5 protein-coding genes, 1 pseudogene and 1 riboswitch are annotated in these 11,707 nt (G+C 74.3%); of the genes and pseudogenes, 5 read left to right on the top strand and 1 reads right to left on the bottom strand.

Annotated features, from left to right (window positions below; all coding sequences use genetic code 11):
- The 4 genes and pseudogenes from AB0917_RS02725 to AB0917_RS02710 form a co-directional block, all read left to right on the top strand.
- A pseudogene (locus tag AB0917_RS02725) lies at nt 1–95 on the top strand (ABC transporter permease); the annotation flags it as partial.
- A gap of 365 nt (nt 96–460) precedes the next feature.
- Nucleotides 461–1,306 carry a hypothetical protein gene (locus AB0917_RS02720; RefSeq protein ID WP_366817623.1) on the top strand — a complete coding sequence of 282 codons (846 nt, stop codon included), beginning with the start codon at nt 461–463 and terminating at the stop codon, nt 1,304–1,306.
- Nucleotides 1,303–3,390, top strand: a complete 2,088-nt coding sequence (locus tag AB0917_RS02715) for a hypothetical protein (protein ID WP_366817622.1) — start codon at nt 1,303–1,305, stop codon at nt 3,388–3,390. The genes AB0917_RS02720 and AB0917_RS02715 overlap by 4 nt, the downstream gene beginning before the upstream one ends.
- Nucleotides 3,387–5,606, top strand: coding sequence for a hypothetical protein (locus tag AB0917_RS02710; protein WP_366817621.1), 2,220 nt, complete (start codon nt 3,387–3,389; stop codon nt 5,604–5,606). The genes AB0917_RS02715 and AB0917_RS02710 overlap by 4 nt, the downstream gene beginning before the upstream one ends.
- A 485-nt stretch (nt 5,607–6,091) precedes the next feature.
- On the opposite strand, the gene cobN is transcribed toward AB0917_RS02710, so the two are convergent.
- The gene (gene cobN / locus AB0917_RS02705; protein WP_366817620.1) at nt 6,092–9,697 is read right to left on the bottom strand and encodes a cobaltochelatase subunit CobN; all 3,606 of its coding nucleotides are present in this window, start codon (nt 9,695–9,697) and stop codon (nt 6,092–6,094) included.
- 115 nt (nt 9,698–9,812) lie between these two features.
- Nucleotides 9,813–9,892: riboswitch (cobalamin riboswitch) on the bottom strand.
- A 338-nt stretch (nt 9,893–10,230) separates the two neighbouring features.
- Between cobN and cobG the strand changes: the two genes are divergently transcribed.
- On the top strand, nt 10,231–11,652 hold the full coding sequence (cobG, locus tag AB0917_RS02700; RefSeq protein ID WP_366817619.1) for a precorrin-3B synthase: 1,422 nt from the start codon (nt 10,231–10,233) through the stop codon (nt 11,650–11,652).
- Nucleotides 11,653–11,707 lie beyond the last annotated feature (55 nt).

The following is an 11,707-nucleotide window of genomic DNA, read 5'->3' as shown; positions in this document are numbered from 1 at the left end:
ACGACATGCACAAGGGGCTGATCGACCGCTTCCGGTCCCTGCCGATGGCCCGGGGAGCCGTCCTCACCGGACGCACCCTCGCCGACCTCGTACAGCGGGTACGGGGGCGGGCGTCTCGGACCTGTACGGGGACGAGGACTGGCTCTCCGCACCCTCCGCGCTGGAGGACCCGGGCGCCGACGCCGGCCAGGACGGGGCGGACGACGGCGACTGGGCCGCCGCCTACACCTGGGAGACCGGCCCGGCCGGGGACCTGGACGACGCGTACGCAGCCCCGGGCCCGGCTGCGGCCTCGGCCCCGGGAGAGACGTACGCCGGCCCCGCACCGGCGGACACCGCCCCCTGGGAGGACACCACCGACGCCCACACCCCGCGCTGGCTCGACCGGGAGATCGGCGAGGGCGGCCCCGAGCTGGTCGCCACGCTCGCCGGGGACCTCCGCAACACCGCGATGGCCGCCATGAACCCGTACTGGGGCGCCGTCGAACGCGGACAGGCCGGGGCCCTCGCCGTACGGCGGACCGAGGAACGGGTCCGCGAACTCCTCTCGGCCGCCCGCCACCACCTGTGGCACAACGGGGTGCTGGCCCCGCCGCCGTACCCGGCCGAGCACCGCGCCCGCACCACCGCGGCCGGACTGCTGGGCACCGACTCCCTGAGGGTCGCCGAACTCGTGGGGCGGGACACGGACCGGCAGGCCGTCGTCCAGCTCTCCTCGCCGGAGCAGGGGGCCCTCCTGAGCCGGGACCCGGAGGCGGCCCGGTGGATCCGGTTCGCCCCGCAGACCTTGCAGGGCGAGGTGGAGTCCGCCTGGCGCAAGAGCGGTTCGCCGCCGCCGGAGGAGGCCCTCTGGACCTCCTCCGGGAGGTACGCGGGGCTCATCCGGCTGACCCCGCTGCGGATGGGCGTGGTCGACACGGTCCTGCCGAGGCAGAGCACGGGCGGCCACGCCCTGCCCGACCTCGACGGGCCCGACCTCGACGGGCACCCCGACGGGCCCGGTTTCGACGGGCCCGGCCACTACCTGCCTGACCCCGACGTGCCCGACGTGCCCGACGTGTCCAACATGTCCAACGTGCCAGACCTGAGAGACCCCAGCAGCCCCACAGACCTCAGCAGCCCCACAGCTCCCACCAGCCCCAGAGACCTCAGCGCCCCCACTGACCCCCTCGATCCCACCAACTCCGCCACCCCCACCGACTCCACCGATCCCACCGACTCCACCGACCCCACCACCCGGGCCACCAGGGCCGCTCGAGCCGCTCGGGCCATCCGGAACGTGAACAGGGAGGACGAAGGGTGGTGAGCACCTCGCACCCCGGCCGGGCGGAACCAACGGGCGCCCGGCGCCCGTACCTCACGTTCACCGAACCCACCGGCCGGCGCCGCACCGCACCGGTCCGCTTCGGCAAGCCCTCGCGCCGCGACCCGGCGCTGCCGCAGCGTGTCCGCAACGGGATGCTCGACGACCTGGGGCAGCAGTGCGTCCAGGTCTTCCTGTCGGCGGCCGACGCCGCCCACCCGGCGGCCCGTGCCCTGCTGGACACCGAGGCGGGCACCGCCCTCCAGCTCGCCCGGACCCTGGAGAACACCCCGTACGCGCACCTGTTCCCCACGGTCATCGGCTACGAACTGGACACCGCCGAGCCGTTCCTCCTCTACGCGGCCCCGCGCGGCACCCCCGCCGGCCGCACCCATGTGATGTCCGCGACCGACCAGCGGGTCTTCGCCCGGGATCTGACGCTGGCCCTGTGCCTGCTGGACGGCCAGGGCCTCGTGCCGCGCGGGATCTCCCCCGCCACGGTGCTCTGGGACGGCACGTCGGTGCAGCTGTGGGGGCTGGAAGGGGTCGCCCGCGCCGGACGGCCCCGGACCCCGTGGGGCAGGGCCCCGTACTGCTCGCCCGAACAGCAGCGGGGCGAGGGCCTCGTCGACGCGCGGGACGCGGTGTGGTCCGCCGCCCAGGTGCTCTACCAGCTCGTGACGGGGCACCCGGGCCCGGCCGACCGCGCCCCGGCCGACCTGGCCCAGCACCGGGTGCTCGACGGGACGCTGCCCGGCGCCTTCGCCCCCACGGCCGGGGCCCGCCCCTCGCCCGCCACGCTCCTGGAGCTCCTGGCCCCCGGGGAGGCGGGGCGCGTCGCCCTCACGGTCACGGCGGACGGGGCGCGCCCGCACCAGGACCCGTACAACCAGGCGCTGCGCGCCAAACGGCAGGCGCCACCCGCCCCGGCCGACGAGGAACAGGCGGGGGCCGGGACGGAGACGGGGGCGGCCTCGGAAACGGCCGACGGTCTGCGTCCGGGGGAGGTGCTCTGCCCGTACTGCCTGGAGGGCATCCAGCTCGACCTGGGCAGACTGTTCGTCCCCGACGACCAGATGCAGTACCAGGCGCTGGACCTCTCCCGGATCAGCAACCCCCTGCGGCGCGAGGACGTCATGCGGGGCGCGGTCCAGCAGTGCACCGCCGACCCGGACTTCCCCGAGCACCACATCCCGGTGCCCTACCTCACCCACGGGCGGCCCCTGACGGTCGCCATGATCGGCCAGTCCAGCACCGGCAAGAGCCACCTGCTGACGCAGATGATCGCCGAGATCACCGACGGCGGCCTGGAGCCGCACGGCGTCGGCTGGCAGTCCGTCAACCCCGAGCAGCACGCCCGTTTCGTACGGGAGCGGGTGCAGCCGCTGCGCGGCGGCCAGGTGCTCGACCACACCAACGCGCTGGGCCTGAGCGGCTTCGCCCGGTTCGTCGAGTCCCTGCTGCTCACCGACGCCCGGGGCCGGGTGCGGCCGGTCGCCTTCTTCGACGTGGCCGGTGAGGATCTGGTCCGTACCGACGGGGCGTTGCGCTTCCTGCTCGGGATCGACGCGCTGGTCTTCGTCGTCGATCCGGCGCTCGCCCTGCCGCTGCCCCAGCTCGACGAGGCCAGGGAGCGGGTCGGGAGCCAGGTGGACCGGGACGGTGACGCGGCGTTCGCCACCGTGCTCGACCGGCTGCCGCGCAAGGGCCCCTACCTGGAGACCCCGGCCGCGATGGTGCTCGGCAAGGCCGACCTGCTGCGGTTCCAGCCGCCGGTCGACCGCTGGCTGGGCGAGGGCCCGCCCGCCGCGCTCCGCCCGGACCACTTCCTGGAGGAGAGCGGGGACGTCCACGCCCTGCTGCGCCGGCACGCCGGGCAGGCCTGGCTGCGCCCCTTCGACGCGTTCCGCCGGTGCACCCTGCACATCGCCTCCGCCACCGGGGGCCAGGAGAACCAAGGGCGCTTCCCGGCGGGCGCGAGGCCGCGCCGGGTACTGGAACCGCTGCTGTCGCTGCTGGCGATGCACGGGATCATCGAGGCGCCCGGGGGCGCCGCATCATTCGGCGTGGGAAGGGAAGCGCAGTGAACGACGCCCTCGACCAGGTGGTCTTCCGCTGGGACGGGAACCAGGGCCGCTCCCGTACGGGCATGGCGGCGGTGGCCCACTCCTGCTCCGCCGAACGCGCGGACGCCCTCGGCCGCGAACTGGGCTCGCTCCTGTGGGTGTCGGGCCCCTCACCCCGCCAGAGCAGCGTCAGGATCCGGTCCCGGACCGGCGAGCACCTGCTCGTCCAGCGGTGGCCGACCACGGACCGGGGCGGCCGGCCCAGCACGGCCTGCCATGTGCTGATCGGCGACGGCGACACCCTCAACCCGATGCGGTGCCTGGGCCTCGGCGGCACCGCGTGGAGCGAACCCGCCACCGCCGAGACCGCGTCGGGGCGGCTGCCCGTACGGGACGGCGCCCAGCTGCGGGCGACGGCGAAGCGGCAGCTCACGGACATGGCGGAACAGCTGCCGACGGTACGGGAGCCACTGGTCACCGTGGTCGCGGAGTGGCTGCGCGACCCGGACCGGCGGCTCTCCCTGCTCGCCGAGGAGCACGGCCTGCCCGGCTGGCCGCAGCGGAACGCGGCGCCCCTGCTCTACCTCGGGCTGCTCTCGGTCTTCGGCAACTGGTTCGGCAGGGAGTGGAGTTACGCCACGTACGACACCGACGACACCCACCCGCTGCGCATCACCTGCGTGCCCCGCTGGTCGTCCCAGGCGGCGGGCGAGGGGGCGCCGGCCCGTATCCGGCTGCGGCCGCCCGCCGAGAAGGACATCGAGAGCCATGCGGCGACGGAGATGGTCGACCACCTGCTCGCCCGCCCCGCCATCCGCCCGGGGGTGCCCCATCTGACCGGCGGGCTGACACACGGGGCCCGCCTGGACCGGAGGGACCGGCGGGAGGCACTGCGGCGGATGCTGGACGCCCGGCACCGGCCGGCCCGACGGCCTGAGGCACAGCAGCCGGATACGCCACGGCAGGAAGCGCCATGGCAGGAGGCGGAACGGCGCGAGGCTCCGTGGCAGGAGCCGCAACCCCCGCAGGCCTCGCCCCCTCAGACCCCTCGGCCTCAGGTCCCACACCTGGAGCCCCAGCAGCCCCCGGACCTCCAGGAGCGGGAGCAGGACCACCGCCACCGAGACCACCAGGACGGGCAGGACAGGCACCATCACCACCGTCAGGACAGGCAAGACAGGCATGAGCCCCACGAGCCCCCCAAGCCGCCTGAGCCGCACGATCCCCACGAACGGCACGAGCGGCACGAGCGGCACGAGCGGCAGCAACTCCAGCGTCTGCTCACCGAGTTGCTGCGCCACCGCCGGGCCGACACCACCGGCTCCGCGCGGCTCGCCGCCCGGCTCGAGGAGATCCCGGACGGCCCGCTGCTGACCCTCCTGGGCGCCGAGGACCTGCCCTGGGCCTCCCTGGATCTCCTCCTCGCCGAACTCGCCTACTCCGACCGGCTGCGCGCCCGCGACGAGGCGACCGCGCACGCCCTCTGCACCGAAGTGCTGCGGAACAACCTCTACGTCAGGCCAGGCCGCCTGCACGAGGCGGACAGCCCGTCCGTGTCGGAGATGCGGAAACGGGCGGGCGACCTCTTCTCCTGGGCCGTCGCCCCGCTCGCGCGGGACCCTCGCCACGCCCTCGACCTGGGGGAACTGTTCAACATCGTGCTCCTGGACGGCCGCACGACCGGCCAGGAGTGGCTGCGCCGGATCCTGGACTCGCCCCCGGACGGCCGGGCACCGGACCTCCCCCCGCAGCTCTGGCAGCAAGTGGTGAGGGAGCTGCTCGCCCCCACGGAACCCCCGCCCCGCCCCCCGACCTCGTCTCCGCCCCCGGCCACGGGCCCGTACACGCCCTTGACCCCGAAACCGACCCTGGCTCCGAAGCCGACCCCGGCTCCCAAGCCGACACCAGCACCAACACCCAGCCACGCCCCAACCTCAACCCCAACCCCAACCTCGGGCCCCACCTCAGGCCCGGCCCCGACCGACCCCCCCACCTCGCGCCTCACCCCGTACGCCCAGCCCCCCGCCCGCCAGACCCCACCCACGTACCGACCCACCACACCCCCACCACCCGCCGCCCCCTCGAACAGGGCGGCGGCAGAAGGGGAGAAGGACGGCTTCCGGCTCCCCGAGGGCTCCGAGCGCTCCGAACTCGTCTACCAGACCTGGTTCCTCGCCACGGCAGCCGCCATCGCCCTGGCCGCAGTGATCACACTCATCACGATCGCCCTCAACTAACCACCACACAAAGGCAGTTCCGCCCCAGCCAAGCTCAGTCGGCTCAGCCGGACTCCTCGGCCGCCCGCCGGTCCGTGGCCCTCCCCGTCGCGTCCGCGTCCAGGTGGGCCATGGTCAGCCGGAACGTCACCGGTACGTCGGCCGTTTCGCCGCCCGTCGCCCGTAGGCCCTCGATCCGGGCCAGGGCGATCCGGGCGGCCGGCGGCTCCTCGCGCGCCGAGCGCCGCCGCCCGCCGAGAGCGGCGAGGAGGATCAGGACCCCGCTCTCGCCCGAACGCGCCTCCTACCCCTGCCGGTTGACCTCATCGAGGCCCCACTCCCCCGGCCCCTGCCCCGTCGTCCCCATGACCGCGATTGTGCCGGTCGGGACCGCGTCAGGGCAGGGAGCGCGGGCGGCAGAGGAACGGGACGGCAGGGGACGTCAGAGGAACGACGGGACGGCAGGGGACGGCAGGGGACGGTCAGAGGAACAAGGCGAGAGCCCGTCAGTCCTCGCCCTCCAGGTTGCCTTCCGTCTCCAGGTAGACCTGGCGCAGCGCTTCGAGCACCGCCGGGTCCGGCTTGGCCCACATGCCGCGCGACTCGGCCTCCAGCAGGCGTTCCGCGATGCCGTGCAGGGCCCAGGGGTTGGCCTCCTGGAGGAACTGGCGGTTCTCCGGGTCGAGCACGTACGTCTCGGTGAGCTTGTCGTACATCCAGTCGGCGACGACGCCGGTCGTGGCGTCGTACCCGAAGAGGTAGTCGACCGTGGCGGCCAGCTCGAACGCGCCCTTGTAGCCGTGGCGGCGCATCGCCTCGATCCACTTGGGGTTGACGACCCGGGCGCGGAAGACGCGGGAGGTCTCCTCGACGAGCGTGCGCGTGCGGACGGTCTCGGGGCGGGTGGAGTCCCCGATGTACGCCTCCGGAGCCTTGCCCTTCAGCGCGCGCACGGTGGCCACCATGCCGCCGTGGTACTGGAAGTAGTCGTCCGAGTCCGCGATGTCGTGCTCGCGGGTGTCGGTGTTCTTCGCGGCGACCTCGATGCGCTTGTAGGCGCTCTCCATCTCCTCGCGGGCCGGGCGACCGTCGAGCTCGCGGCCGTAGGCGTAACCGCCCCAGACCGTGTAGACCTCGGCGAGGTCGGCGTCGGTGCGCCAGTCGCGGGAGTCGATGAGCTGGAGGAGCCCGGCGCCGTACGTACCGGGGCGCGAGCCGAAGATCCTCGTGGTGGCCCGGCGTTCGTCACCGTGCTCGGCCAGGTCGGCCTGGGCGTGGGCCCGTACGTAGTTCTGCTCGGCCGGCTCGTCGAGCGAGGCGGCCAGCCGTACGGCGTCGTCGAGCAGCCCGATCGTGTGCGGGAACGCGTCGCGGAAGAAGCCCGAGATGCGCAGCGTCACGTCGATACGGGGGCGGCCCAACTCCTCGTACGGGATGGGCTCCAGGCCCGTCACGCGGCGTGAGGCGTCGTCCCAGACGGGCCGGATGCCGAGCAGCGCGAAGGCTTCGGCGATGTCGTCGCCCGCCGTGCGCATCGCGCTGGTGCCCCACAGGGAGAGGCCGACCGAGGTGGGCCAGTCGCCGTTGTCGGTGCGGTAGCGGGTCAGGAGCGAGTCGGCCAGCGCCTGGCCCGTCTCCCAGGCGAGCTTGGAGGGGACGGCCTTCGGGTCGACCGAGTAGAAGTTGCGGCCGGTCGGCAGAACGTTGACGAGTCCGCGCAGCGGCGATCCGGACGGACCGGCGGGCACGAACCCACCGTTCAACGCGTGCACGGCGTGGGTGAGTTCGTCGGTCGTGGCCGCCATGCGCGGGACGACCTCGGTGGCCGCGAAGGTGAGGATGTCGGCCACCGCGTCCGGCAGCCCGGCGGCGACACCGGCGACGGCGGCCGGGTCCCAGCCGGCGTCGTCCATCGCCTGGACCAGCGCACGGGCCTGCTCCTCGATCGTGTCGGCGGCGGTACGCGTGGCGGCCGACTCGTCGAGCCCCAGCGCCTCACGGAGCCCCGGCAGCGACGCCGTACCGCCCCAGATCTGGCGGGCGCGCAGGACGGCCAGCACCAGGTTGACCCGGTCGTTCCCGGCGGGCGGGTTGCCCAGGACGTGCAGCCCGTCGCGGATCTGGACATCCTTGATCTCGCAGAGCCAGCCGTCGAGATGCATGATGAAGTCGTCGAAGCCCTCGTCCTCCGGCCGGTCCTCCAGGCCGAGGTCGTGGTCGAGCTTCGCGGCCTGGATGAGCGTCCAGATCTGCGCACGGATGGCGGGCAGCTTCGCCGGGTCCATGGAGGCGATCTGGGCGTGCTCGTCGAGGAGTTGCTCAAGCCGCGCGATGTCGCCGTAGCTGTCGGCGCGGGCCATCGGCGGCACCAGGTGGTCGATCAGCGTGGCGTGGACGCGGCGCTTGGCCTGCGTACCCTCGCCCGGGTCGTTCACCAGGAACGGGTAGATGAGCGGGAGATCGCCGAGGGCCGCGTCCGGACCACAGGCGGCCGACAGACCGGCGTTCTTGCCGGGCAGCCACTCCAGGTTCCCGTGCTTGCCGAGGTGGATCATGGCGTCGGCGCCGAAGCCGTTGTCGTCGGCGGAGGCGGCGATCCAGCGGTAGGCGGCCAAGTAGTGGTGGGAGGGCGGGAGATCGGGGTCGTGGTAGATCGCGATCGGGTTCTCGCCGAAGCCGCGCGGCGGCTGGATGAGGATGAGGAGGTTGCCGCGCCGCAGGGCCGCGAGGACGATGTCGCCCTCCGGGTTGGCCGACCGGTCCACGAACATCTCGCCGGGCGCCGGGCCCCAGTGCTCCTCCACCGCCGTGCGCAGCTCCTCGGGGAGCGTGGCGAACCAGCGGCGGTAGTCGGCGGCCGGGATACGGACCGGGTTCCGCGCCAACTGCTCCTCGGTCAGCCACTCCTGGTCGTGGCCGCCCGCCTCGATGAGCGCGTAGATCAGCTCGTCGCCGTCGCCGGAGACCAGCCCCGGGATGTCGGCCTCCGGCCCGAAGTCGTACCCCTCGGCGCGCAGCCGCCGCAGCAGCGCCACGGCACTGGCCGGGGTGTCGAGCCCGACCGCGTTCCCGATCCGGGAGTGCTTGGTCGGGTAGGCCGACAGCACGAGCGCGATCTTCTTCTCCGCGTTCGGGATGTTCCGCAGCTTGGCGTGGCGTACGGCGATCCCGGCGACGCGGGCCGCGCGCTCGGTGTCGGCGACGTACGCGGGCAGCCCGTCCTCGTCGATCTCCTTGAAGGAGAAGGGGACGGTGATCAGCCGGCCGTCGAACTCCGGCACCGCGATCTGGGTCGCCGCGTCCAGCGGGGAGACGCCCTCGTCGTTCTCCTCCCACGCGGCGCGCGGGCTGGTGAGGCAGAGCGCCTGGAGGATCGGCACGTCGAGCCCGGTCAGCGCGCCCGCGTCCCACGACTCGTCGTCGCCACCGGCCGACGCCTCGGCGGGCCGGGTGCCGCCCGCCGCGAGGACGGTGGTCACGATGGCGTCGGCGGCGCCGAGCGCGTCGATCAGCTCGGTCTCCGGCGTACGGAGGGACGCGACGTACAGCGGGAGCGGCCGGGCCCCGGCGTCCTCCACGGCGGTGCACAGCGCGTCGATGAACGCGGTGTTCCCGCTCATGTGGTGGGCGCGGTAGTAGAGGACCGCGACGGTCGGCGCACCCTCGGGCACCTCACGGGCCGCACGCTCCAGCGGGCCCCACGCGGGGGCCGGGGCGGGCGGCTCGAAGCCGTGGCCGGTCAGCAGCACGGTGTCGGAGAGGAACCGGGCCAGCTGCTCCAGGTTGGCGGGCCCGCCGTGCGCGAGGTAGGCGTGCGCCTCGGCGGCGATGCCGATCGGCACGGTGGAGGCGGCCATCAGCTGCGCGTCCGGAGCCTGCTCACCGGTCAGCACGACGACCGGCCGCCCGGTGGCCAGCACCGCGTCGAGCCCCTCCTGCCACGCGCGTACGCCGCCGAGGAGACGGACGACGACGAGGTCGACACCGTCCAGCAGCTCGGGCAGGCCGTCGAGGTCGACGCGGGAGGGGTTGGCGTACCGGTAGCTGACCGGCCCCTCGGAGGCTCGGGCGCTCAACAGGTCGGTGTCGGACGTCGACAGGAGCAGGATCATGCTGCGTCAGGCCTTCCTCGGGGTGTCCACGCCCCGGGCGGTGTCGGAGGGGTCTCCCCGCGCCGGCCCGGAAGCCGTGCGCTGCGCCCGGCGGAAACCGGGCGCTCGGGGAAGGGAGTTCCTGACTCGCCCGGCCGGTGGTGGCGGCCGGGCTCACAGTGGCGGGACCGCGCCGGAATCTCACCGGGCTTCCTCCCCTGTCGCCGTCTGGCGATGGCGGCCTGAACGGACCACCGTCTGCATCCTAAGCGGCGGAGGTGGGGCGGGGCAGGGGGCGGGGGTGCGGTGGTGATCACTGTTTGGGGGCGGGGGTGGGGCGGGACGGGGCGGGTGCCCCTGATTCGCTGCCCCCGGCTGGACGGGCTTCTGCTCCACACGCCGACAGGCCCCTGTCTCGCAGACCGGCAGGCTCCTGCCCCACAGACCGACAGGCTCCTGTCCCGCAGACCGACAGGCTCCTGTCGCACAGCCCGGCAGGCCCCTGTCCCGCACCTCACAGGTGCGGGCCCGCCGATGGCACCGGCCCGGTCGGTATGCTCGCCGCCATGCCCGATTCCGCCCCCTCGCCCCTTTCCACGGGCGGCGCCTCCCCCCGCGCCGGCGGCGACGCCTGCCCGGGAACGCTGCGGCTGCACCGGGCCGACGACGGCGCACTGGCCCGCGTACGCGTCCCCGGCGGCGTGCTCAACGCGGACCAGGCGGACGCCCTGCTGGCGGCGGCCGGCCGGTTCGGGGACGGTGAGCTGCATCTCACCTCGCGGGGCAACGTACAACTGCGCGGCCTCGGTACGGAGTGCGGCGGCGAGCTCGCGGCCCTGCTCACGGCCGCCGGCCTCCTGCCCTCCGCCGCACACGAGCGGGCCCGCAACATCGTGGCCTCGCCCCTGGCCGGCCTGGACGGTTCGCCCTCGCTCCGGCCCTGGCTGACCGAGCTGGACCGGCTGGTGTGCGGTTCGCCGGCCGCCGCCTCGCTCTCCGGCCGCTTCCTCTTCGCCCTGGACGACGGGCGGGGTGACGTGGACGCGCTGGGGGCGGACGTGACGCTGATCGCGGAGGGCGCGGGGGCCCTGCTGCGGGTCGGGGCCGAGGACGAGGTGTTCCGGGTGCCTGCCGCCGAGGCCCCGCGCGCGGCGCTCCTGGCCGCCGAGGAGTTCCTCCGCGCCGCCCGCGACTCCGGCGCCTGGCGCGTGAAGGACCTGCCCGACGACGTACGGGCCGAGGTGGTCCGCACCACCAGGTCAGCGGCGGCGGGCCCGCCCGTACGCCGCCCCCGCCCGCGTACGGCGACGGCCCCGGCACCCGGCCCGCACAGCTCCGCGACCACGGGCGCGACCACCACCACGACCGCGATCAGCACCGACGTACCGCTGGGGCGGCTCACCCCCACCCAGTGGCGGCTGCTCACGGAGACGGCCAGGCGGTACGGCGGCGAGCTGCGGCTCACCCCGTGGCGCGGGGTCGTCGTCCCCGGCCCCTTCGGACCTGGACAGGACGAGGCGGCGGAGGCGCTCCGCGCCCTGGACGCGGCCGGGCTGATCACCGCCCCCGACTCCCCCTGGACCGGCGTCGGCGCCTGCATCGGCCACCCCGGCTGCGCGAAGTCGCTGTCCGACGTACGGGCCGAGGCGGGGGCCGCTGTCGGAACACCCGGGCGGCTACCTGTGTACTGGTCCGGGTGCGAACGCCGCTGCGGCCACCCCCACGGGGAGTGGATCGACGTGGTCGCCACACCCGACGGACACCGGATCTCCCACGTACGGGGGGAGCGCCGGGACCCACCGGGAACAGGAACGGGACCAGGGACAGGGACAGGAACGGCACCTGGACCTGGACCTGGGCCGGAACCAGGACCGGAACCAGGACCGGAACCGGAACCGGGACCGGACCCGGGAACAACGACCGTACTCAACGACTCGGCGGCACTGGCGGCAGCGGTCACCGCGGCCCGCGCCTGAAAGACCTCCAGCCTGAAAGACCCCTCGGCTCAAGGCCCCCTCGGCTCAAAGACCT

It is taken from the genome of Streptomyces sp. NPDC007346, assembly GCF_040703535.1.
GTDB lineage: Bacteria > Actinomycetota > Actinomycetes > Streptomycetales > Streptomycetaceae > Streptomyces.
Note: the sequence above shows the minus strand (reverse complement) of the source record. Positions and strands in the feature narration are given on the sequence as shown.

Bases quoted from the DNA above. Each gene is read 5' to 3' on its own strand.
- cobG (WP_366817619.1), top strand. From the start codon at position 10,231: ATGCTCGCCGCCATGCCCGATTCCGCCCCCTCGCCCCTTTCCACGGGC.
- cobN (WP_366817620.1), bottom strand. From the start codon at position 9,697: ATGATCCTGCTCCTGTCGACGTCCGACACCGACCTGTTGAGCGCCCGA.
- AB0917_RS02720 (WP_366817623.1), top strand. From the start codon at position 461: ATGAACCCGTACTGGGGCGCCGTCGAACGCGGACAGGCCGGGGCCCTC.